The organism is Kitasatospora sp. NPDC087315 (assembly GCF_044744345.1).
Classification (GTDB): domain Bacteria; phylum Actinomycetota; class Actinomycetes; order Streptomycetales; family Streptomycetaceae; genus Kitasatospora.
Genome location: NZ_JBIUYD010000013.1, coordinates 93,250 through 114,860 on the forward strand (window position 1 = coordinate 93,250; position 21,611 = coordinate 114,860).

Sequence of the window (21,611 nt, forward strand, 5' to 3'; positions counted from 1 at the left end):
GAGGAAGAGCGGAGGCGACCACCGGTGAACTACACCGACTTCGGCGCGTACAGCCACGGCCAGCTCCGGAAGATGGCCGAGGCCCTGAACCCCGGCGAGGTCATGGCCGCCAGCGACCCCTGGCGCCGCGCCGCCGACACCCTCAAGGCGATCCGCACCACCCTCACCCGCGCCAGCACCGAGGCGGCCGTCAGCTGGGAGGGCAGCACCAGCGACGCCTTCCACGCCCGCATGCTCCAGCTCGCCGGCACCATCAACAACACCGCCGCCTACGCCAACGACGCCGCCATCACCCTCAAGGCCATGTCCGAGGCCATCGCCAAGGCCAAGCGCGACATGCCCGAAGAACCCAGCGGCTGGGACCAGTTCAAGGACGGCGTCGGCGACACCGTCTCCTCCCTCTTCGGCGGCGACGACGAGGACACCAAGACCGCGGTCGTCGAGCAGAAGAAGGCCGAAGCCGTCGCGGTCATGCAGACCCTCGCCATGCACTACCGCGTGGCGACACCGATGCTGAAGCCGCCGCCTCCGCCGCCTCCGCCGCTTCGAACGGGCCGGCCCGGGCGGGCTGACGTGGAGGACACCTCGGCCACGTCCGGTGCCGACGGTTCGGCGGCGGTCGGCGCGATGATGGCCGGAGCAGGTCTTGGTAGTACGGGGACCAGAAGTGCCGCTGCTGCGGCGCCGTCACCCCAAACCGTGAAGCGGCCCGGCGCACCGGTATCTCAGAGGCCTGTCGGCGCGGTTTCGGCAACAGCCCCGGTGTCACGGGATTCCGGTATCAAGGGAGGTGCGGCACAGGTGTTGCCGAAGCTGCCTTCCGCCACCAACTTCGGTCCGGGAACCGGGATCGACGGCGTGGTGCCAGTCCTCAGCGCCGGGCCGGGCGGAAGCGCGGCAGCACCTGGTGCACCAGGTGCCGGTTCCGGCCACGGAGCGCCGGGCGGTCTCGCCGGCGGTCCCCACGGAGGAGGGCAGGGAGCCGCCCTTCCCGGGGGTTTGGGTGTGCCGGGTGGTGGTGCCAGAGGTGGGGCGAGCGGCCTTGAGGGCGAGCCTCTGGGGCGTGGTGGAGCGCGCGGGGTGGCGTCGGTTCGTGGCGGTAGCACCTTTGGTGTGGGTGGAGTCCAGGGGGGCGCCTTTGCCGGAGAGGGACGAAGCACATCGGGAGTGAAGTCCGGAGCCGGTCCTCGCCGGATCCCGGGTGTCGTCGGCGAAGGCGGTCACCCTGCTGCCGGCGCTTCCGGGAGGCAGGCCTTCACTGAAGGTGGATCAGGTCTGGGGGCCCGGAACCGCGGTCGCGGTGAGGAGGGCGCCGGTGCGGCGATGGGGCCGGGGTCGGTGGCGCCGCTGTCCGATCGACAGGGTCGAAGGAAGGGCAAGGAGAAGGACGGCAAGCGCCCGGCCTATCTGGTCGAGGACGAGGAGACTTGGGCATCGGGCAAGCAGACCAATCCGAACGTGGTGGAATGAGTTCTGGCCTGTGCAGGGACAGGCCGATTCGACCAGTCGTCCCGCAGGCCGACGCCCCGTGGGACGACTGCTGTGCTGAGTGGGGTGACCGGGCTTGACGAGCGACCGACTGGCGCGTGGTGCAGCCGTACTTGCTGCCGGCGCCTTGTTGTGGGGGAGCGCCGTCTCACCGGCTGCGGCGGATCAGATTCGCGACAAGCAGTGGCCGCTGAAGAAGTACGAGGCAGAGACGAAGGTCTGGCCCACCAGCCAGGGTGAGGGTGTTGTCGTCGCGGTCGTGGACAGCGGAGTCAATCAGGACCACCAGGACCTGACCGGCCAGGTGCTGCCCGGTGCCGACTTCTCCGGAGCCGGGACTGACGGGCGAGCAGATGCCGATGGCCATGGCACCGGAATCGCCAGCCTTATCGCCGGGCACGGGCATGAGTCTCAGGCGGGCGTTATGGGCCTGGCGCCGAAGGCGAAGATCCTGCCCGTTCGAATCGTGTGGAACGGTCAGTCCCAGGACCCGCAGCAGTCCGACATTGCCTTGGCCGTTCGATTCGCCGTCGACCACGGTGCCAAGGTCATCAACATGTCGATCGGAGGATTCTCCAGATTCGATTCCCAGACTCGTGGGGCTATCGACTACGCGGTGTCCAAGGACGTGGTGGTGGCCGCCGCCACCGGGAACAGCGGGGACAGCGGTGCCGCGGTCGAGTATCCGGCGGCGTTTCCGGGAGTTGTAGCGGTCGGGGCGGTGGGAGAGAAGGGCAACCTCTGGGAGAGGTCGACGTTCGGCCCCGAGACCACGATCACGGCCCCGGGCGTAGACGTTTACCAGGCCACGGCCAAGTCGACATCGAGCTACGGAATCGGTAAAGGCACGTCGGACGCCACCGCCTACGTCTCCGCGACGGCCGCGCTCATTCGGTCGAAGTACCCCGGTCTCTCGGCCGGGCAGGTCATCAACCGGATGATCAAGAGCGCGACTCCGCCCGGCGACGGTTCGGCGGTGCCGAATGACCGGTACGGGTACGGGGTGGTCTCTCCGGCGAAGGCGCTGGAGGCCAATCCGGCGGTGGACGGCGGGCCGAAGGAGAACCCGTTGCTGGGGCGGGCGGAGTCCCAGGGGACTCCGCCGGGGGCGACGACGGCCGTTCCCGGTGGGGAGCCCTCCGAGGACGTGACCGAGCCGCCGATGGCCGCGCCGGTGGCGGGGGCGCGCGGGAACCCGGGGATCACGTACACGTTGGTCGGCGCGGGCGGCCTGTTGGTGCTGGTGGTCGCGGGTGTGGCCGGGGCGGTGGCGGTGCGGGCGCGACGCCGGAGGCGGGCGGTCATGGTGCCGGGGTACGGCGGGTACCCGCATGCCGGGCCGGCGGCGCCCGTACCGCCCCCGACGCCTCCGGTGCCGCCGTCGGGGAATCCGTATCAGTGAGCGGGGCCGTGCGGCGCGTCCTCCGAAGGAGTAACCCTCCGGGTGAACGCGGTGTCGGCGGATTCGCTCGAAGGCGTGACGCGGGAGGCGGCGGTCGGGGAGGGGGTCAGAGCTTCCGGTACATCACGTGCAGGCCGATGTCGCCCTTGTCGGGGTGGTGGAAGGCCTCGGGGACGGTGGTGAGGATCTCGAAGCCGAAGGACTGCCAGAGCGCGACGGCGCGGTGGTTGGTCTCGACGACGGCGTTGAACTGCATGGCGCGGTAGCCGTCGGCGCGGGCCTGGTCGAGGACGTGGGCGCAGAGGGCGCGGGCGACTCCGCGCCCGGAGTGGCGGGGGTCGACCATGAAGCCCGCGTTGGCGACGTGGGAGCCTGGGCCGGCCTGGTTGGGGTGGCTCTCGGCGGTGCCCAGGACGGTGCCGTCCTCGTCGACGGCGACGAAGGTGCGGCCGGGGGCGTGCCTGCACCAGAGGGCGCGGGCCCGTTCCTCGCCGGTGTCGCGGTCCCAGCAGTACGTCTCGCCGGCGGCGACGATCTCACGCAGGAAGTGCCAGATGGCCGGCCAGTCGTCGGGGGTGGCTTCGCGGATGAGCATGGTGTCCAGCATGGACCGGAGCGCCCCGGTTTGACCAGGGGTTTCCGGCCTGCGGGCGGTCGGTGCGGCCCGGCGGCGGGCTGGCAGTATTTCGGCGGCCGCTGGCGGTAAGGCCGCTGGCCGGGGCGCCGGCCCGCCGTCATCCTGGATGCATGACCACCGCCGAGAACCCCGCCGCCGTCGTCCCGGACACCAAGGACTGGACCTGGGTCCTGGAGCGCCCCTGCCCGGACTGCGGCCTGGACGCCCGGTCCGTGGCCCGGGAGGAGGTCGCCGGGATGATCCGGGCCAATGCGGACGCCTGGCTGGCCGTGCTGGCCGGCGAGGAGGACGCGCTGCGCCGCCGCCGCAGTCCGGAGATCTGGTCGGACCTGGAGTACGCCTGCCACGTCCGGGACGTCTTCCGGCTGTTCCACGTCCGTCTGAACCTCATGCTCGACCACGAGAACCCGATCTTCCCGAACTGGGACCAGGACGAGACGGCCGTCGCCGACCGCTACGGGGAGCAGCGTCCGCAGGACGTGGCCGACGGGCTGGCAGCTGCCGCGCAGACGCTGGCGGCCGCCTTCGAGGAGGTCGCGGACGGGCAGTGGCAGCGTACGGGGGGCCGCAGCGACGGCGCGCGTTTCACGGTGGAGTCGTTCTCCCGTTACCTGATCCATGACCCGGTCCACCACCTGTACGACGTCACGGGCGAGCGGGCCCGGGCCGCCGGGCGGCGGGTGGTGTAGGGGAGTTCAGCCGGTGGGCAGGCCTCCGGCCGGGGCCTGGGCCCGTGCCGGGGTCACCAGTCGGAGGCCTCGCGCAGCATGGTCCGGCGGAGCCGGCCGGCCACGCTGGCGGTGTCGGTGCCGATGACGTCGGCGATCTCGGGCGCGGCGAGACCGACGACGTAGTGCAGGATCGCCAGGTCGTCGTCGACGGGGTGGCGGACCGGTTCCGGCGGCCGGGACAGCCGGGTGTGATCGGTGACGATGCCGCGCAGGATCTGCCAGGCGTGCGCGGTCGGGTTGGAGCTGCCCAGCAACTCGCGCCAGCGGATCGCGATTTCGGCGAACGCCTGTTGGACCGCGCCGGCCGCCTCGGCCTGTTCCGGCAGCCAGACCCGGGCGTAGCTGAGGTACCGAGGCCGGTGCAGCTCACAGAAAGCCGTGAACTCCAACGGCATGTCGGGTGGTTCGCCGGGCCCCGGAGGGGGTTCGGCGGTGCTGTCATGACGAATTGTCATCTCGACTTCTCGGCAAGGGAGATGGATTTCTGACGGTCGATCATCTGTGCTCACTCTACGGTAGGCGCTCGGTGCGCTGGGTTACCAATCGGCCGGAGCGCCCGGCGTGCGCCGTCGCCCGGCCGGTTCCGGTGGCGGCCGGCGGGGCGGGGCGGACGGAGGGTTGGCGAGGGAGCGGTCGTGGCGTGGTGCGCAGTAGCGCCACGGGTGCAGGTGCGAGCGCGTCGCACCTGGTCAGGAGGTGTAGGACGGCAATAGCTGCAAGGCAGTTGATGTGCCACCGTAGGCCGTATGGAGGCTCACGTCCACGACCACGGCGCGAAGCCGCGCCCGCACAACCATTCACACGACCACCCGCACGGTGGTGATGCCGATGATCATGCTGACGCCCATCAGGTGCAAGCTCGCCGCTCCGGCCGCGGCGATCACGGGCGAACCCGTGCGCACGGTTCCCCGCGCCACCGTCTCGGCCATCTGCTGCGTCCGCACTCGCACGACGCGGCGGACCGGGTGGACGCCGCCCTGGAGGCCTCCGCGGACGGTCTGCGCACGCTCTGGATCTCCCTCCTGGTGCTCGGCGCCACCGCGCTGGTCCAGGCCGCCGTGGTGCTGTTCTCCGGCTCGGTGGCGCTGCTCGGCGACACCGTGCACAACCTGGCGGACGCGCTGACGGCGGTCCCGCTGGCGGTGGCCTTCCTGTTCGGCCGCCGGGCGGCGAACCGCCGCTACACCTACGGCTACGGGCGGGCCGAGGATCTGGCGGGTGTCGCGATCGTGCTCGCGGTCGCCGCCTCGGCCGGGTTCGCCGGGCTGGCCGCGGTGGACCGCCTGCTGGACCCCCGGCCGGTGGGCCACCTCTGGGCGGTGGCCGGCGCGGCGGTGGCCGGCTGTGTCGGCAACGAGTGGGTGGCCCGCTACCGGATCAGGACCGGCCGGCGGATCGGCTCGGCGGCCCTGGTGGCGGACGGTGTGCACGCCCGTACCGACGGCCTGACCTCGCTGGCGGTGCTGGCCGGCGCGGTCGGCGCCGGACTCGGCCTGCCCTGGGCGGACCCGCTGGTCGGCCTGCTGATCACGGTGGCGATCCTGTGGGTGCTGCGGGGTTCGGTGCGCGAGGTCGGCCGCAGGCTGATGGACGGGGTGGATCCGGCTCTGGTGGACGCCGCAGAGGGCGCGTTGCGCGAGGTGGAGGGCGTGCGCGGGGTGGGCGCGCTCCGAATGCGCTGGATCGGGCACACGCTGCGGGCCGAGGCGGACGTGGTGGTGGACGGCACGCTCTCGGTGGTGGCGGCGCACCGGGTGGCCGAGGCGGCGGAGCAGGCGCTGGTCCGGGCGGTCCCGCGCCTGCTGGCCGCCACCGTGCACATCGACCACGCTCCGGCGGCCTGAGGCCGAATCGCGAAGCGCGGCCGTGGGTGTGATCGCTCGTCAGTTCTGGCGTCCGGTCTCCGCCGGGGTGATCCGGTCGTCCGCCGCGGTGCGCCGCTCGACCTGGGCGGGGAACGATTCGAGGGCTCGCCGGCGGGCCAGTTGCGCCGCTGCGGCGGCCGCGGCGCCGGCGGCGCTCGCGAGTCTCGCGGTGTCGGCCTCGTCCCCGCCGTGCACGGTGAGTCTCGCGAGGTCGGCCCCGGTGCCCCGCCGGTCGCGGCCGACGGCGCTGCGCGCGGCGTGTTCCTCGGCCGCCTGTCTCGCGGCCAGATAGGCCTGGACGGCGGCCATCCCGTACACCGGCTGGATCAGCTGGTGGCCCTTGAAGAAGGGTCTGGCCGGGGCGAACCCGGCGGCGACCACGAGGTCGCGAATCTCGGCTATCTCCGCCTCGCTGCGGGCGGTGAAGCGGACCTCCCAGCCTTTCTTGTACGTATGGCCCTGTTCGCCGCTCCGGCGGGCCGGGTCCGGCCGGCGGACGTATCCGGGCAGGCGGCCGAGGCGGAGTTGGGCCGCGCGGAGGCCGGCGGTCTCGTCACGTGACATGAAGTAAGGGTAGGCAATCCGGAGGGCGGGAGTGACTCCCGGAGGGGCTTCGGCGTATGCCCTTGGTCACCCACGGTCAAACGCCCTGGTCGGCGATCGGCTTCGATCGGTGATGACAACCATAAGGCCGACCATTGCTCCGAATGGGTGAGGGTATGGGGACTTTAGTGCGGGCTGATCCCGGTTTCGCGACGGTTGGGTAACAGTGCGTCAGGCGCCTGATGGCCGGTCGGTGCTGTTGGGGATGGTGTCGGCATGAGCTACCGGATTCCCTCGCCGCCGCCTTCCCTGGAGGAGCTGGCGAAGCGTCAGCAGAATGTTGTCACCGCCAGCCAGTTGCGCGCCCGCGGCGTGCCGGCCCGGGTCGTCAGTGAGCACTGCCGCCGTGGTGGCCCGTGGCGGCGGCTGCTGCCCCGCGTCTACCTGTTGCAGGACGAAGGGCCGACGCCGGAGCAGCGGATGTGGGCCGCCCTGCTGTACGCCGCGCAGAACGGCCGGGAGGAGGGCCGCCGCGAGGGCGCGGTGATCACCGGTACGGCCGCGCTCGCGCTGTACGGCTTCGCGGCCGCGCCGCGGCTGACCGCCGTCACCGGGGTGGACGTCCTGGTGCCCCGGCAGCGCCGGCTGAAGGACGCCGGTGAGGTGCGGATCCGGCGCACCGAGCGGGAGTTGGTGGCCCGGTCCGTACAGGGCCTGGCGTGTGCGCCGGTCGCCCGGGCGGTCGCCGACGCGCTGTGCGCGTGGACGGCGGACGGGGCCGCGCCGGGCGTCGCGGCCGGCCCGCGGCTGGTCCGCGAGGTCCTGCGCGAGGCCGTGCACCGGCCGGACGTCCGCTGCACGGCGGGGGAGTTGGTCGCCGAGCTGACCGAGTCCGGGCTGGTCGCCGACCCGGCCGTGCGGGCCGCACTGGACGAACTGCTGGCCGCCGAGCGGGATGTGGCGCTGGACCGGGTCGGCGAGGTGGTGGACGCGTGGCTGCTGCCCGCCCCGCTGGCCGGCCCCGAACTGCGGATGCGCGGCGGCACCTACATCGCCGTTCCGGACCTCTACTGGCCGCAGGCGGGCGTGGCGGTGGAGGTCGACTCGGAGCTGCGCTGTGTCAGCGAGGGGGAGACCGCCTGGGTGCGCGGCGGCCAGCAGCGGATGGAGTACCTCGGGGTCCGGGTGGTCCACCTCTCCGGCGCGCGGCTGGCCGCCGACCCGGACGCGGTCGGCGCGGAGCTGCGCGAGGCGTTGTTGCGGGGTGGTACCGACGTGGTGGAGCTGATGGTCACCGAGTTCTGAACCGCGTGCCGAACCGCGTGCCGAGCGGCCTGCGGAGCAGGGGCTCAGCTCCGCACCACCGGGGAGCCGACCAGCTCGACCCCGGCGGCCCGCAGCTCCTCCAGCGCGGCGGAGACGGTCGCCGGCATGACGCCCGCCGTCAGGTCCAGCAGGACGCGGGTGGTGAAGCCCGCCCTGGCCGCGTCCAGCGCGGTGGCCTTGACGCAGTGGTCGGTGGCGAGGCCGACCACGTCCACCTCGGTGACCTGCCGCTCGCGCAGCCACTCCACCGGTCCGCGGTTGTTCTCGTCGATCCCCTCGAACCCGCTGTACGCCGCCGCGTAGGCGCCCTTGTCGAAGACCGCCTCGATGGCGCCCGAGGTGACGGAGGGCGCGAAGTTGGGGTGGAAGCCCACACCCTCGGTGCCCGCCACGCAGTGCACCGGCCAGCTGTTGATGTAGTCCGGCCGGTCGGAGAAGTGGTCGCCCGGGTCGATGTGGTTGTCGCGGGTGGCGAGGATGTGCTGGTACCCGGGGGAGGACTCGGCGATCAGGTCGGTGATCGCGGCGGCCACCTCGGCCCCGCCGGAGACGGCCAGGCTGCCGCCCTCGCAGAAGTCGTTCTGCACGTCGACGACGATCAGTGCCCGGTGCATGGCTCGCATCCTCGGTTGTGGGGGGTCTGCGCCCCGGCGGTGGGAGCCCTCGGGAGCTCCGCGGGAACTCTACGGCTGACTCTAGGGAGTGGCGCGCGGAGGCGGAAGGCCCGGGCCCGCCGCCTCCGCGCGAGACCTGCGTTCGAACGTTCAGACGATCAGTTCGGTGGGCAGCACCGGATCGCCCTTGGACAGCTGGGTGGCCGACAGCGGCAGCGCCGCCCGGGCCCGGACGTGCCGCTCGCGGGCCGCGCTCAGGGGTTCCCGGCCGACCACCTCGCCCGCCCGGACCAGCGGCACCTGCATCAGGTGCGGCTCCAGCCCGGCCGGGACGGGCCCGGTGCCGACCACCTCGGCCTCGGCGACGCCCTCCCCGTCGGGCCGGCGCGCCGCCCACTTGCGGCCGCCGATGCTGGTCTTGCCGCCGGCCGCGCGCTTGGCCACCGGGGCCAGCGGCCCGTCCGCCGACGTGGCCCGGGCGACCAGCTTGTAGACCATCGCGCAGGTCGGGTGGCCGCTGCCGGTGACCAGGCTGGTGCCGACGCCGTAGCCGTCCACGGGTGCGGCGGCCAGCGCGGCGATCGCGTACTCGTCCAGGTCCGAGGTGACGATGATCTTCGTCCGCTCGGCGCCGAGCTCGTCCAGCTGGCGGCGGACCCGGTGGGCCAGCAGGGTGAGGTCGCCGGAGTCGATCCGGACCGCGCCCAGCTCCGGTCCGGCCACCTCGACGGCGGTGCGCACCGCCTCGCGCAGGTCGAAGGTGTCGACCAGCAGGGTGGTGCCCTTGCCCATGGAGGCGATCTGCGCCCGGAACGCGTCGCGCTCGCTGTCGTGCACCAGGGTGAAGGCGTGTGCGGCGGTGCCGGTGGTCGGGATGCCGTAGGTGAAGCCGGCCTCCAGGTCGGAGGTGGCGCCGAAGCCGGCCACGTAGGCGGCCCGGGCTGCCGCGACGGCGGCGTGCTCGTGGGCGCGCCGGGCACCCATCTCGATGCAGGGGCGCCCGCCGGCGGCGGCGGTCATCCGGGAGGCGGCGGCGGCGATCGCCGAGTCGTGGTTGAGGATGGAGAGGATCACCGTCTCCAGGATCACCGCCTCGGCGAAGGTGCCCTCGACGGTGAGCAGCGGCGATCCGGGGAAGTAGACCTCGCCCTCCGGGTAGCCGTGGATGTCACCGGTGAACCGGTAGTCGGCCAGGTAGCGCAGGGTGTCCTCGTCGGCCACGCCCTGGCCGGCCAGCCAGTCGAGCTGTGCGGCGGTGAAACGGAAGTCCTCGACGGCGTCCAGCACCCGGCCGGTGCCGGCCATCACGCCGTAGCGCCGGCCGTTCGGGAGCCGGCGGGTGAACACCTCGAAGACGGAGCGGCGGTGCGCGGCCCCGCTGCGCAGGGCTGCCTGCAGCATGGTGAGCTCATAACGATCGGTGAACAGCGCGGTCGAGCCGGCCGCGCGCACGGAAGTGGCGTCCATGTGGATGATGCTACTACCACTTAGCGTCAGAGTGACGATTTCTCGTTCGCGGTACCTGGGGCGGAATCGCCCGCGGGTCCCCCGGATGGCAGCATGGGGGCTGGAAGGGCATGTGGGAGAGAGCACAGCGAGGGAGGACCCAGCGGTGAGTGTCGCGCCCGCGGAGATCGAGCGCCCGGAGGTCGAAGGCCTGCCGGTGGTGGAGCCGGACACGCCCTGGGTGACCATCGTGCACAACGATCCGGTCAACCTGATGAGCTACGTCCAGCACGTCTTCCAGGCCTACTTCGGCTACCCGAAGGACAAGGCGAGGAAGCTGATGATGGAGGTGCACAGCAAGGGCCGGGCAGTGGTCTCCAGCGGCTCCCGCGAGGAGATGGAGCGTGACGTCCAGGCGATGCACGGGTACGGCCTCTGGGCCACCCTGCAGCACGACTGACCCGCCGGCGCGGGCTCCGCACACCACCGAATCGACGAGACGGGCTGACCGATACAGATGGCTGGGTTGTTCGAGAGTGCCGGCGGCGGGAGCGCGGCGATCGCGCTGGACGAGCTGGAGGCCTCCATCCTGCGCTCCCTGGAGGTGCAGATGCTGGAGCTGATCGGCCCCGGCCCGGCGGCGGAGGGCGGCGGCGACCCGCTGGCCGCGCTGTTCGCCGAGGGGCCCACGGAGGCGCCCGCCGATCCGGCGCTGGCCAGGCTCTTCCCGGACGCGTACGGCGATCCGGAGCGGCCCGAGGAGGCCGAGGACAAGGTGGCCTCCGCCGAGTTCCGCCGCTACACCGAGCTGGACCTGCGCGCCCGCAAGCGCGAGGACGCGCTGCACGTGGTCCGGGCCCTGGACGGGCTGGGCGGCGAGGGCGGGGTGCTCAAGCTGGCCGCCGCCGACGGTCTGCGCTGGCTGGGCGCGCTCAACGACCTGCGGCTGACGCTGGGCGTGCGGCTGGAGGTCACCGAGGAGGACGAGCAGGGGCTGTACGACCTGCCGGACACCGACGAGCGCAAGCCGCTGGTGATGGCCTACCTCTGGCTGGGCGCACTCCAGGAGTCGCTGCTGGAGGCGATCGCGGACTGATTCTCCCGCCGCCGGGCCGCCCCGACCATCTGTCCACATGATGGACCGATGGTCGGGGCATTTCTGTCTAAAACGGGCGAAAACCTACCAGGTCATGCTCAAATGTCGCTCAGATGAACACCGCTATTCGGAGCCTGCGTGGTACGACTTCCTCCTCCCCACGAGACCCACCCAGGACGGTGAACCATGGCCGAACAGCTCTACGACGAAGTCGTCGACGCCAAGCCGGACGAGGAGGGTTACCAGCGGGGGCTGGGCAGTCGCCAGATCCAGATGATCGCCATCGGTGGCGCCATCGGCACCGGCCTCTTCCTCGGTGCGGGCACGGCGATCTCCAGGTCGGGGCCGAGCCTGATCCTGTCCTACGCCGTCGCCGGCGTGGTGATCTTCGTGATCATGCGGGCCCTCGGCGAACTGCTCACCTACCGCCCGGTGTCGGGCAGCTTCGCGGAGTACGCGCGGGAGTTCCTCGGCCCCTTCGCGGGTTATGTGACCGGCTGGACGTACTGGCTCTTCTGGGTGGTCACGGGCATGGCGGAAACCACCGCCGCCGCCGTCTACATACGGTTCTGGGCGCCCGACATCCCGCAGTGGATCAGCGCGCTGACCTTCCTGGTCATCCTGTACGCGGCCAACCTGATCTCGGTGAAGCTGTTCGGCGAGATCGAGTTCTGGTTCTCCATGGTCAAGGTGACGGCCATCATCGGCATGATCCTGATCGGCATCGGCGTGCTCACCCTGGGCTTCAGCAAAGCCGGTGACACCGCGTCGATCACCCACCTCTGGGACAACGGCGGCTTCTTCCCCAAGGGCATCGGCGCCACCGTGATGACGTTGCAGATCGTGATGTTCGCCTACCTCGGCGTCGAACTCGTGGGCGTCACCGCCGGGGAGAGCGAGAACCCGCAGAAGACCCTGCCGCGGGCCATCAACACCCTGCCCTGGCGCATCGTGCTGTTCTACATCGGCGCCCTGACGATCATCCTCGCGCTGGTGCCGTGGACCGAATTCCAGCCCGGCGTCAGCCCGTTCGTCGCCGCCTTCGGCAAGATAGGCATCCCGGCCGCGGCCGGCATCATCAACTTCGTGGTGCTCACCGCCGCGCTCTCCTCCTGCAACTCCGGCATGTACTCCACCGGCCGCATGCTGCGCGACCTCGCCCTGCGCGGCCAGGCCCCCGGCCGGCTCACCGGCCTCAACGCGCGCCGCACCCCCGCCGTCGCGATCACCGTCTCCTCGCTGCTGATGGGCGTCGGCGTGGTGCTCAACTACCTGGTCCCGGCCAAGGCGTTCGAGTACATCACCTCGGTCGCCACCGTCTGCGGGCTCTGGACCTGGGCGATGATCCTGATCTGCCAGATCCGCTACCGCCGGGCCTGGCGGAACGGCCACCTGCCACCGCCCAGCTTCAAGGCGCCCGGCGGTGTCTGGAGCAGCTGGGCCGCTCTCGCCTTCCTCGCCCTGGTCGTCGTGCTGATCGCCTTCGACCCGATCAGCCGGATCTCGCTCTACGTCTTCCCGGTCTGGGCCGTGCTCCTGGTCGTCGGCTACCAGGTGCTCAAGCGCACCCGCCCGCAGGCCGTCCACGGCACCGCCCATGACCACCTGCACGTCGGCGACAGCGGCTGAGCCGGGCCGTGGACGCCCCGGCGGACACCGGCCGGGGCGTGGCTATCCTGGCCGCATGCTGACCATCACCCGAGAACTGCGCGACGCGATCGTCGCCCACGCCCGCGCCGACCATCCGGACGAGGCCTGCGGCGTGGTCGCCGGACCGGCCGGCAGCGGACGGCCGGAGCGGTTCATCCCGATGCTCAACGCCGCCCGGTCGCCCACCTTCTACGAGTTCGACTCGGGTGACCTGCTCAAGCTCTACCGCGAGATGGACGACCGGGACGAGGAGCCCGCGATCGTCTACCACTCGCACACGGCCACCGAGGCCTACCCGTCGCGCACCGACGTGAGCTACGCCTCCGAGCCGTTCGCCCACTACGTCCTGGTCTCCACCGCCGAGGGCAACGGCGCGGACGACCCGTACCAGTTCCGCTCGTTCCGCATCGTGGACGGCGCGATCACAGAGGAAGACGTCCAGGTAGTCGAGGCCTACCCGGCCTGACCAGCACCCACCTGGGCGGGGCCCGCCGACTGTCCGCGAAGCGGTCGGCGGGCCGTGCTGTCTCAGCAGCAGATACGGAAACATCCGGATCCCGAGACGGGCATGTCGGAGCGGGCCCGGGAATCTATACGATGAGTCCATGCGTTCCGTCGATGTGAGCAACCAGGCCCCGGGCATCCGCCTTGTGGCGCGCCTGCACGTCGACCTGTGCCGGCTCGCCAGTGCGATCTGTCCCGGCACGCCGGCGCGCTCGCGCTGAGCCGCCCGTCCAGGCCCGCCGTCGGCCCCAGGCCCCGGGCCCACCCCGCCCTGCCGCGTCCGCTGCGGCCCACCACCCCACCACTCGCACAGGAGCGCACCCATGGCCATCGAGGTCCGCATCCCGACCATCCTCCGCACCTACACCGACGGCGCCAAGGCCGTCGAGGGCACCGGTAGCAACCTCGGGGAACTCTTCCACGACCTCGACGCCCGCCACCCGGGCATCGCCGCCCGCCTGCTGGACGGCGGCGAGCTGCGCCGCTTCGTCAACGTCTACCTCAACGACGAGGACGTCCGCTTCCTGGAGGGCATCTCCACCGCCCTCGCCGACGGTGACAGCGTCACCATCCTGCCCGCCGTGGCCGGCGGCGCCCGCTGACCTCCCGCTCTCCCGCCCGATCGCCCACCGGGCGGCGCGGGCGGGAGAGCCGCCGCACCCGACCCTCACCGCCGTTGCCGGAGGCCCCCTTGCGTTACGACAGCCCGCTCGAAGCCGTCGGCAACACCCCGCTGGTCCGCCTGCCCCGACTCTCCGCCGCGCTCCCCGGCAACGCCGACGGCCTGGTGAGCCTCTGGGCCAAGCTGGAGGACCGCAACCCCACCGGGTCCATCAAGGACCGCCCGGCGCTGCACATGATCGAGCGCGCCGAGGCCGCCGGCCGGCTCACCCCCGGCTGCACCATCCTGGAGCCCACCAGCGGCAACACCGGCATCTCGCTCGCCATGGCCGCCAAGCTCAAGGGCTACCGGATGGTCTGTGTGATGCCCGAGAACACCAGTGAGGAACGGCGCGAGCTGCTCCGCATGTGGGGCGCCGAGATCATCGCCTCCCCGGCTGCCGGCGGCTCCAACACCGCGGTGCGGATCGCCAAGGAGATCGCCGCCGAGCACCCCGACTGGGTGATGCTCTACCAGTACGGCAACCCGGACAACGCCGGTGCCCACTACGCCACCACCGGGCCCGAGATCCTCGCCGACCTGCCCACCGTCACCCACTTCGTGGCCGGCCTCGGCACCACCGGCACCCTGATGGGCGTCGGCCGGTTCCTGCGCGAGAAGGTCCCCGGCGTGCAGATCGTCGCCGCCGAGCCCCGCTACGACGACCTGGTCTACGGTCTGCGCAACCTCGACGAGGGCTTCGTCCCCGAGCTGTACGACGCCGAGGTGCTCACCACCCGCTTCTCGGTCGGCTCCGCCGACGCCGTCCGCCGCACCCGCGAGCTCCTCCAGCAGGAGGGCATCTTCGCCGGCGTCTCCACCGGCGCCATCCTGCACGCCGCCATCGGCGCCGGCCGCAAGGCCGCCGCGGCCGGCCGCCGCGCCGACATCGTCTTCGTGGTCGCCGACGGTGGCTGGAAGTACCTCTCCACCGGCATCTACACCGCCGAGACCACCGAGGACGCGGTCGAGGCCCTTCAGGGCCAGCTCTGGGCGTAGGGCCCTTCCCGCCGGACGGGCCGGACGGCCCGACCGCTAGACCCCGGCCGCGTGCCGGGCCCGGGCCCAGGTCTGCCCGTCCACCGCACCGGCCCGGCGGCGGAAGGCCGAGAGCGGCACCTCGCGCAGCTCGTCGGTCTCCAGCCAGCTGCTCCGGCCCTGCCGGTCGGCCACCGTGCCGGGCGGCAGCGGCAGCACCCCGGGGCGGTCGGCGTGGTGCTTGCTGGTGATCTTCGCGACGGTCGCGACCCGGCCGTTCACCCGAAGCACCAGACAGGGGCGGTCCTTCGACCCCGGGCCGTCCTCGAACGGGACCTCGGCCCACCAGATCTCCTGCGGCGCCGGTCCGGGACGGCCCTTCGCCGGCCGTGGCGCGGCCGGTGCGGGCGCCTGCCGGGCCCGCCGGACCAGCGCCGACACGACGAAGGCCAGGGCCGCGACCGCCGCCACCGCCAGGACCACCCAGATGCCAGTCATGCGGCCGACCGTACCGGGCACGCGGCTCCCCGCACCACTGTGACCGTCGCCGCGGCCGGGTATTTGTCCGGACTCTGCTTCCGGTTCGTCACGGAATGACCACAGAGTCCGATCTTGGGCGAGGATGCCCCCGGCCCCCGGAAAGGCTGCTCACGAACGTTTCCCGACGCAAACGGAGTGACCCCGTGAGGCACAGCACCGACCTGTGGACCTACACCGAGATCGCCCGCCACATCAAGGTCCAGCCGGAGACCGTCCGCAACTACCGCAGGCACGGCCTGCTGCCCGCCCCCGACGTCGTCGACGGCAGCGGCCACCCCCGCTGGTACCCCGCCACGATCAGGACCTGGGCCCGCAGGCGCCCCGGCCACCGCTGAACCGGAGACGCCGCCCCCGGCCCAGGCGTTCTGGTGATTCCAGCCACAGCGCGGCACGGAGACGGGGGCAAAGTGCCGCTCCCCCCTTACTCTCGACACGCGAACGCAGTGCTACCGGCCGGTTCACCGGCCCGTACTGCCATTGACCAGCAGCAGCCAGGACGTGTCGGGGCGGAGGGGCTCGGATGAAACTGACCGTGGTGGGGTGCTCGGGGAGCTTCCCGTCCGCCGACTCGCCGTGCTCCAGCTACCTCGTCGAGGCCGACGGCTACCGGGTGGTGCTCGACCTCGGCAACGGCGCGCTCGGCGCCCTGCAGAAGTACGCCGACCTCTACGAGGTGGACGCTGTCCTGCTCAGCCACCTCCACGCCGACCACTGCATCGACCTCTGCGCCTACTGGGTCGCGCGCAACTACCGTGCCGGGGGCTGTCCCGACCCGATGCCGGTCTACGGCCCGGCCGGGACCGCCGAACGGCTCGCCCGCGCCTACGACATGCCGGAGGACCCCGGCATGAAGGAGGTCTTCGACTTCCGCACCCTCACTCCCGGCGGCTTCGACCTCGGCCCGCTGCGGATCGGGGTCGCGCAGGTCAACCACCCGGTCGACGCCTTCGCCTTCCGGCTCGAACACAACGGCCGGGCCCTCGTCTACTCCGGCGACACCGGGGAGAGCGCCGAACTCGTCGAGCTCGCCCGCGACAGCGACCTCTTCCTCTGCGAGGCCGCCTACCTCGACGGCCGGGACACCTACCGCGCCGTCCACCTCAACGGCCGTGAGGCCGGTGAACACGCCACCGCCGCCCGCGCCCGGCGCCTCGTGCTCACCCACATCCCGCCGTGGACCGACGCCGAGCACAACCTGCGGGACGCCGCCGAGGCCTTCGCCGGCCCGGTCGAGGTCGCCCGGGCCGGCGCGGTGTACGAGATCTGAGTCCGCACCCGGAGACCGTCCGGCCTCCGGGCGGGTTCACTCCACCGGGGTCAGCCAGTGCCGGTACCGGGGATCGGCGCCCGAGACCGCCGCCTCGTAGGCCGCCCGCAGCCGGGCCGTCAGCGGGCCGGGCGCGGCCGGCAGCTCCCGGTCGTCCAGCGACCGCACCGGGACCACCCCGGCCGCCGTCCCGCAGACGAACACCTCGTCCGCCGCGTACAGATCCGAGCGCAGCAGCCGTTCCACCCGCACCTCCACCCCCAGGCCCCGGGCCAGCGCCAGCACCGTGTCCTGGGTGATCCCCTCCAGCGCTCCCGCGCTGGTCGGTGGGGTACGCAGTACCCCGTCGCGCACCGCGAACACGTTCTCCCCGGTGCACTCGCTCACCGAGCCGTCCGGGCCGAGCAGCAGCGCCTCGTCGTACCCCGCGTCGGTCGCCTCCCGGCGGGCCAGCACCGAGTTCAGATACGGGCCGGTCGCCTTCGCGGCGGGCGGCACCGTGTTCGGGTCGTTCCGCCGCCAGCTGCTCGTCTTCACCCTGATCCCCGCCTCCGCTTCGGGGAGTTGGGACTGCCACTCCCAGCTCGCGATCGACGTCGAGACGGGGGAGGAGCGCATGTCCATCCCCATCGAGCCGTAGCCGAGGAAGGCGAAGTGCCGCAGATAGCAGGACCGGTGGCCGTTGGCGCGCACCAGTTCGATCGTTGCCTTGGTCAAGTCGTCCACGGTGTAGGGGAGTTCCATGCGCAGCATGCGGGCGCTGCGCTCCAGCCGGCGCAGATGCTCGGGCAGCCGGAACACCGCCGGGCCGTCCGCCGTCGCGAACACCCTGGTGCCCTCCAGTACCCCTGTGCCGTAGTGCAGTCCGTGCGTCAGGACGTGCACCCGCGCCTCCTGCCAGGGCACCAGTGCGCCGTCCAACCAGATCGTCGAAGCTTCGGGAAGAGCCATGGGCCCATCCTGGCCACCGCCGGACCGCGGGTCAGCCGCCCCGGCGCTGCCGGAACCGGCCATGACCGGGAGCGGAAGGGGCGGCCGTCTCGCTCCTCGGAAACCCCGGACCCACCCGCCGCCCCCTCACTACGCTGCGCTGATGGAGAGCCCCGACGGCCGCCCCGACAGTGACGCCACCCTGCTCTACGCCCGCCTGCTCGCCGAGCCGGGACGCCCGGCCGTCGCCCTCGGCCTGGGCTGGGACGAGAGCCGCCTCGCCGCCGCGACCGGCGAGCTCCTCGCGCTCGGCCTGCTCCAGCCGACGGCCGGCGGTCGGGGCGCGGGCCAGGAGGCAGGTCGGGGCGCAGGTCGGGGGCCGGGCCAGGGCGCCGACGGCGTCGGCGATCACGCTGCCGGTCATGCGGCGGTCTCCGTCGACACGGCCGTCCGCCAACTGCTCCTCGACGCCGACCAGCAGGTCGGCGCCCTGGTCACGGCCCTGCGCCGGGCCCGCGACTCCGTCGACCGCCTGCACACCGGCTACCTGCCGGTCCAGCACCGCCACCACGCCGGTACCGCCCTCGAGCTCGTCCGCGGGGCCGACCGGATCGCCGCCCTGCTGGAGGACGCGGCCCGCGGTGCCCGCACCGAGGCGCTCTCCCTGCGCCCGGGCCAGGACCTGTCGGGTCCGGCCCTGGCCGGCAAGCTGGCCCGCGAACGGCTCGCCCTCGCCCACGGCGCCGCCCTGCGCACCATCTACCCGGCCGCCGCGCTGCGCCGGCCCGCCGTGCTCGCGCACGTCCGGGAGCTGACCGGCGCCGGGGCCAGGATCAGGGCCGCCCACTCGCTGCCGCTCTGGCTGATCGTGGTGGACGCCCGGCTGGCGATCCTGCCCGCGCCGGGCGCCGGTCCGGACGGCGACGCCCCGGTGGCGGAGGCGGCCGTGGTGGTCCGCGAACCGGCCCTGGTCGCACTGGTGGCGGAGCTGTTCGAGTACTTCTGGTCGGCCGCCTGGACGCCGCCGGAACTCCTCTCCGACGCGACGGAGATGACCGACCGTCATCTGGAGGTGCTGCGGCTGCTCGCGGCCGGCCGTACCGATGCGGCGATCGCCCGCAAGCTGGAGGTGTCCGAGCGTACGGTGCGCCGGCTGGTCGCCGAACTGACCGCCGGCCTGGGAGCGGAGAGCCGCTTCCAGGCCGGTGTGCACGCGGCCCGCCTCGGCCGGATCTGAGGCGGGATCTGAGCCCGGATCCGAGGCGGGCCGCGGTGCGGGTGCGTTCGGCTCAGCGCCGTCCGGGCACGGGCAGGCCGAGGTGGTCGCGCAGCGTCGTCCCGGTGTACTCGGTGCGGAACACCCCGCGCTCCTGGAGCAGCGGCACCACCTGGTCGACGAAGTCGTCCAGGCCGCCGGGGGTGAGGTGGGGGACGAGGATGAAGCCGTCCGCCGCGTCGTTCTGCACATAGCCGTTGAGCTGCTCGGCGACCGTCTCGGCCGAGCCGATGAAGGACTGCCGCCCGGTCAGCTCGATCACCAGTTCGCGGCTGGTCAGTTTCTTCTCGGCGGCCACCGCACGCCATCGGGCGGCGAGTTCCAGTGGGTTCCCGGCCCTGACCCGGCCCTGGACGAGGGTGCTGTCCGGGTCGGGGTCCACGGCGGGCAGCGGACCGTCCGGGTCGTGGTCGGACAGGTCGATGCCCCAGACCTGCTCCAGGAAGGCGATCGCCGTCTGCGGTCCGACCTGGGCGCGGCGGATCTCGGCGGCGCGCTCGGCGGCCTCGGCGTCGGTGTCGCCCAGGACGTAGGTGACCCCGGGCATGATCTTCAGCTCGTCGGGCTTGCGCCCGTACCCGGCCAGCCGCCGCTTGACGTCGGCGTGGAAGGCCTGGCCGTCGGCGAGGGTGGAGTGCCGGCTGAAGATGACGTCGGCGGCCGAGGCGGCGAACTCCCGCCCCTCGTCGGAGTCCCCGGCCTGGATCACCACCGGATGGCCCTGCGGCGGGCGGGGGAGCGACAGCCTGCCCTCGACCTCGAACTGCGGGCCGCGGTGCCGCACCGGTTCCTCCTCGCCGTCCCAGAACTCCCGGGCCAGCTGGACGAATTCGGCGGCACGGGAGTAGCGGTCGGCGCGGGCGAGATAGCCGCCGCGGCGGAAGTTCTCACCGGTGAAGGCGTCCGAGGAGGTGACCACGTTCCAGGCCGCCCGGCCGCCGGAGAGGTGGTCGAGCGAGGCGAACCGCCGGGCCAGCTCGTACGGCTCGTTGAAGGTGGCGTTGACGGTGGCGGCCAGCCCGAGGTGGGTGGTGACGGCGGCCAGCGCGTTGAGCACGGTGATCGACTCGGGGCGCCCGACCACGTCCAGGTCGTGGATGCGGCCCTTCAGCTCGCGCAGCCGCAGGCCCTCGGCGAGGAAGAAGAAGTCGAACCGGCCGCGCTCGGCGGTTTCGGCGAGATGGCGGAAGGAGGAGAACTCGATCTGGCTCCGGGAGGCCGGATCGGTCCACACCGTGGTGTTGTTGACGCCCGGGAAGTGCGCGGCGAGGTGGATCTGCTTGAGCGGTCGGTCCGTCATCGGGTCACCTCGGCGGGGGCGGCGGCAGCGGGGGCGGCGGTGCTGGAGAGGGCGTAGCGGCTGGCGGGGCGGACCAGGCCGAGGTGGTCGCGCAGGGTGCGGCCGGTGTAGCGGGTGCGGAACAGCCCGCGCTCGCGCAGGGCCGGGACCACGTCGTCGGCGAGGGCGGCCAGGTCACGGGCCGGTTCGGCGGGCACCAGATGGAAGCCGTCCACGCCGCCTCCGCTCCCGGCTATCTCCGCGACCAGCGCGCGGGCCGCGGGCGCGTCGGGGAGCGCGGCGTCGATCCGGGCGAGGATCCGCAGGCTCTCGCCCGCGTGCAGCCGCAGTTCGGTGGCGGCGGTCAGCCGGGCGGCCGGGCCGGGGGCGTCCAGCAGGACCACGTCCGCGTACCGGGCCGCGGTGCGGACCCGGGCGCGGGCGCCGGCCGGGGCGTCCGGCGCGAGGTCCGCCGCGGCGACCGGGACCACGATGACCGGGCGGCCCTGCGGCGGGCGCGGGGTGATGGACGGCCCGCGAACGGAGAAGTGCGGGCCCTCGAAGTCGATGTAGTGCAGCTTGTCGCGGTCGATGAAGCGGCCGGTGGCGACATCGCGGATCTCCGCGTCGTCCTCCCAGCTGTCCCAGAGCCGGGAGGCGACCTCGGCGGCGTCGGCGGCCTCGGCCCAGAGCACGTCGGCCGGGGCGACGGCGCGCCGGCCGAAGGCCCTGGCCTCCGCCTCCGTGTCGGAGACCCCGACCAGCCAGCCGGCCCGGCCCTCGCTCACCCAGTCCAGCGTGTTGACGGAGACCGAGGTGTGGAACGGCTCGGTGTGGGTGGTGGTGACGGTGGGGACGAGGCCGAGGCCGCCGGTGACCGGTGCCAGCCGGGAGAAGGTGGCGAGGGCGTCGAGGCGGCGCGGCTCGGGGGTGTACGAGTCGTCGAGGGTGGCGAAGTCCAGGGTGGCCCGTTCGGCGAGGCGGGCGAGGGCCGCGAAGTGCCCGGCATCGACGTGGCCGGGGCTGTCGAGGGCAGCGGAAAGGTGCAACTGGCGGGGCATGTGAGGCCTTGACTTTCCTCGTGCGGGTGCGTGCGGGCACGGGTCGGACCTGCGCGGGCACGCGGGGGTACGTGGCGGTGGCCCGGACAGAGCGGGCGGACACGAGAGGCGGGAAGCAACGGGGCCGGGCCGGGCGGGGTCGTCAGCCGGGCGGCGGCGGGGGAACGGTCAGGTCAGGCGCAACACGCCGCGGACCACACCCGACCGAAGTCGATGTGGCTGCGGGTGACCAGAATGCGCGGGGCGTTCACCGCTTCAGTTGACCAGCGATCTTGCCGGTTCGTCAACCACCGTCTCGCCGGGCGGGCCAGGATCCG

Annotated in this window: 25 protein-coding genes; 15 read left to right on the forward strand and 10 right to left on the reverse strand. The window is 72.7% G+C overall.

The features are described from left to right. The first annotated feature begins 24 nt into the window (after nucleotides 1-24). Nucleotides 25-1,470, forward strand: coding sequence for a WXG100 family type VII secretion target (locus tag ACIO5D_RS20080; protein WP_400796752.1), 1,446 nt, complete (start codon nucleotides 25-27; stop codon nucleotides 1,468-1,470). A 94-nt stretch (nucleotides 1,471-1,564) separates the two neighbouring features. Next, nucleotides 1,565-2,890 (forward strand): type VII secretion-associated serine protease mycosin, encoded by a 1,326-nt coding sequence (gene mycP / locus ACIO5D_RS20085; protein WP_400796755.1) that lies wholly within the window; start codon nucleotides 1,565-1,567, stop codon nucleotides 2,888-2,890. A 106-nt stretch (nucleotides 2,891-2,996) separates the two neighbouring features. Here the strand turns inward: mycP and ACIO5D_RS20090 are convergent, their stop codons facing one another. After that, complete coding sequence (locus ACIO5D_RS20090; protein ID WP_400655569.1) at nucleotides 2,997-3,485, reverse strand: GNAT family N-acetyltransferase; 489 nt, start codon at nucleotides 3,483-3,485, stop codon at nucleotides 2,997-2,999. Between the two features lie 152 nt (nucleotides 3,486-3,637). Here ACIO5D_RS20090 and ACIO5D_RS20095 point away from each other — a divergent pair, with 152 nt between their 5' ends. Continuing rightward, nucleotides 3,638-4,216 (forward strand): DinB family protein, encoded by a 579-nt coding sequence (locus tag ACIO5D_RS20095; protein ID WP_400796758.1) that lies wholly within the window; start codon nucleotides 3,638-3,640, stop codon nucleotides 4,214-4,216. A 53-nt stretch (nucleotides 4,217-4,269) separates the two neighbouring features. On the opposite strand, the gene ACIO5D_RS20100 is transcribed toward ACIO5D_RS20095, so the two are convergent. Together ACIO5D_RS20100 and ACIO5D_RS20105 are read right to left on the reverse strand one after the other, a co-directional pair. Further along, nucleotides 4,270-4,713 (reverse strand): hypothetical protein, encoded by a 444-nt coding sequence (locus tag ACIO5D_RS20100; protein WP_363606626.1) that lies wholly within the window; start codon nucleotides 4,711-4,713, stop codon nucleotides 4,270-4,272. Between the two features lie 342 nt (nucleotides 4,714-5,055). Beyond that, nucleotides 5,056-5,187 (reverse strand): hypothetical protein, encoded by a 132-nt coding sequence (locus ACIO5D_RS20105; protein WP_400655575.1) that lies wholly within the window; start codon nucleotides 5,185-5,187, stop codon nucleotides 5,056-5,058. A gap of 36 nt (nucleotides 5,188-5,223) precedes the next feature. Between ACIO5D_RS20105 and ACIO5D_RS20110 the strand changes: the two genes are divergently transcribed. Further along, entirely contained in the window at nucleotides 5,224-6,102 is an 879-nt protein-coding gene (locus tag ACIO5D_RS20110) for a cation diffusion facilitator family transporter (RefSeq protein ID WP_400796761.1), read from the forward strand. Between the two features lie 39 nt (nucleotides 6,103-6,141). Here ACIO5D_RS20110 and ACIO5D_RS20115 read toward each other — a convergent pair whose 3' ends face one another. Next, nucleotides 6,142-6,687 carry a hypothetical protein gene (locus ACIO5D_RS20115; RefSeq protein ID WP_363606629.1) on the reverse strand — a complete coding sequence of 182 codons (546 nt, stop codon included), beginning with the start codon at nucleotides 6,685-6,687 and terminating at the stop codon, nucleotides 6,142-6,144. 255 nt (nucleotides 6,688-6,942) lie between these two features. On the opposite strand from ACIO5D_RS20115, the gene ACIO5D_RS20120 reads away from it, so the two are divergent. Beyond that, nucleotides 6,943-7,971: a hypothetical protein gene (locus ACIO5D_RS20120; RefSeq protein ID WP_400796764.1), complete on the forward strand. Its 1,029-nt coding sequence runs from the start codon at nucleotides 6,943-6,945 to the stop codon at nucleotides 7,969-7,971. 44 nt (nucleotides 7,972-8,015) lie between these two features. Here the strand turns inward: ACIO5D_RS20120 and ACIO5D_RS20125 are convergent, their stop codons facing one another. Together ACIO5D_RS20125 and ACIO5D_RS20130 are read right to left on the reverse strand one after the other, a co-directional pair. After that, the gene (locus tag ACIO5D_RS20125) at nucleotides 8,016-8,606 is read right to left on the reverse strand and encodes an isochorismatase family protein (protein ID WP_363606632.1); all 591 of its coding nucleotides are present in this window, start codon (nucleotides 8,604-8,606) and stop codon (nucleotides 8,016-8,018) included. A 150-nt stretch (nucleotides 8,607-8,756) separates the two neighbouring features. Then, nucleotides 8,757-10,073: a nicotinate phosphoribosyltransferase gene (locus tag ACIO5D_RS20130; protein ID WP_400655581.1), complete on the reverse strand. Its 1,317-nt coding sequence runs from the start codon at nucleotides 10,071-10,073 to the stop codon at nucleotides 8,757-8,759. A gap of 145 nt (nucleotides 10,074-10,218) precedes the next feature. Between ACIO5D_RS20130 and clpS the strand changes: the two genes are divergently transcribed. The 7 genes from clpS (at nucleotide 10,219) to ACIO5D_RS20165 (ending at nucleotide 14,962) form a co-directional block, all read left to right on the forward strand. Further along, entirely contained in the window at nucleotides 10,219-10,512 is a 294-nt protein-coding gene (gene clpS, locus ACIO5D_RS20135; RefSeq protein ID WP_363606635.1) for an ATP-dependent Clp protease adapter ClpS, read from the forward strand. A 57-nt stretch (nucleotides 10,513-10,569) separates the two neighbouring features. Continuing rightward, complete coding sequence (locus ACIO5D_RS20140) at nucleotides 10,570-11,148, forward strand: DUF2017 domain-containing protein (RefSeq protein WP_363606636.1); 579 nt, start codon at nucleotides 10,570-10,572, stop codon at nucleotides 11,146-11,148. A gap of 186 nt (nucleotides 11,149-11,334) precedes the next feature. After that, nucleotides 11,335-12,777 (forward strand): amino acid permease, encoded by a 1,443-nt coding sequence (locus ACIO5D_RS20145; RefSeq protein WP_363606637.1) that lies wholly within the window; start codon nucleotides 11,335-11,337, stop codon nucleotides 12,775-12,777. Between the two features lie 55 nt (nucleotides 12,778-12,832). Continuing rightward, complete coding sequence (locus ACIO5D_RS20150) at nucleotides 12,833-13,264, forward strand: Mov34/MPN/PAD-1 family protein (RefSeq protein ID WP_400655583.1); 432 nt, start codon at nucleotides 12,833-12,835, stop codon at nucleotides 13,262-13,264. A 139-nt stretch (nucleotides 13,265-13,403) separates the two neighbouring features. Next, on the forward strand, nucleotides 13,404-13,523 hold the full coding sequence (locus tag ACIO5D_RS20155; RefSeq protein WP_363606640.1) for a putative leader peptide: 120 nt from the start codon (nucleotides 13,404-13,406) through the stop codon (nucleotides 13,521-13,523). A 102-nt stretch (nucleotides 13,524-13,625) separates the two neighbouring features. Next, nucleotides 13,626-13,904, forward strand: a complete 279-nt coding sequence (locus ACIO5D_RS20160) for a MoaD/ThiS family protein (RefSeq protein ID WP_350544771.1) — start codon at nucleotides 13,626-13,628, stop codon at nucleotides 13,902-13,904. A gap of 89 nt (nucleotides 13,905-13,993) precedes the next feature. Continuing rightward, nucleotides 13,994-14,962 carry a PLP-dependent cysteine synthase family protein gene (locus ACIO5D_RS20165; RefSeq protein ID WP_400655586.1) on the forward strand — a complete coding sequence of 323 codons (969 nt, stop codon included), beginning with the start codon at nucleotides 13,994-13,996 and terminating at the stop codon, nucleotides 14,960-14,962. A 36-nt stretch (nucleotides 14,963-14,998) separates the two neighbouring features. Here ACIO5D_RS20165 and ACIO5D_RS20170 read toward each other — a convergent pair whose 3' ends face one another. After that, on the reverse strand, nucleotides 14,999-15,439 hold the full coding sequence (locus tag ACIO5D_RS20170) for a type II toxin-antitoxin system PemK/MazF family toxin (RefSeq protein ID WP_400796767.1): 441 nt from the start codon (nucleotides 15,437-15,439) through the stop codon (nucleotides 14,999-15,001). Between the two features lie 185 nt (nucleotides 15,440-15,624). Here ACIO5D_RS20170 and ACIO5D_RS20175 point away from each other — a divergent pair, with 185 nt between their 5' ends. After that, the gene (locus ACIO5D_RS20175; RefSeq protein WP_363606646.1) at nucleotides 15,625-15,816 is read left to right on the forward strand and encodes a MerR family transcriptional regulator; all 192 of its coding nucleotides are present in this window, start codon (nucleotides 15,625-15,627) and stop codon (nucleotides 15,814-15,816) included. A gap of 185 nt (nucleotides 15,817-16,001) precedes the next feature. Continuing rightward, a complete protein-coding gene (locus ACIO5D_RS20180; protein WP_363606647.1) occupies nucleotides 16,002-16,748 on the forward strand; it encodes an MBL fold metallo-hydrolase in 747 nt (248 codons plus the stop codon). A 36-nt stretch (nucleotides 16,749-16,784) separates the two neighbouring features. Here the strand turns inward: ACIO5D_RS20180 and ACIO5D_RS20185 are convergent, their stop codons facing one another. Then, complete coding sequence (locus ACIO5D_RS20185) at nucleotides 16,785-17,699, reverse strand: branched-chain amino acid transaminase (protein ID WP_400655590.1); 915 nt, start codon at nucleotides 17,697-17,699, stop codon at nucleotides 16,785-16,787. A 142-nt stretch (nucleotides 17,700-17,841) separates the two neighbouring features. Here ACIO5D_RS20185 and ACIO5D_RS20190 point away from each other — a divergent pair, with 142 nt between their 5' ends. Then, nucleotides 17,842-18,915, forward strand: a complete 1,074-nt coding sequence (locus ACIO5D_RS20190) for a helix-turn-helix transcriptional regulator (protein WP_363606650.1) — start codon at nucleotides 17,842-17,844, stop codon at nucleotides 18,913-18,915. Between the two features lie 52 nt (nucleotides 18,916-18,967). On the opposite strand, the gene ACIO5D_RS20195 is transcribed toward ACIO5D_RS20190, so the two are convergent. Beyond that, complete coding sequence (locus ACIO5D_RS20195) at nucleotides 18,968-20,254, reverse strand: LLM class flavin-dependent oxidoreductase (RefSeq protein WP_400759167.1); 1,287 nt, start codon at nucleotides 20,252-20,254, stop codon at nucleotides 18,968-18,970. Continuing rightward, nucleotides 20,251-21,294: an LLM class flavin-dependent oxidoreductase gene (locus ACIO5D_RS20200; protein WP_363606653.1), complete on the reverse strand. Its 1,044-nt coding sequence runs from the start codon at nucleotides 21,292-21,294 to the stop codon at nucleotides 20,251-20,253. Before ACIO5D_RS20200 ends, ACIO5D_RS20195 begins: the two co-directional genes overlap by 4 nt. Nucleotides 21,295-21,611 lie beyond the last annotated feature (317 nt).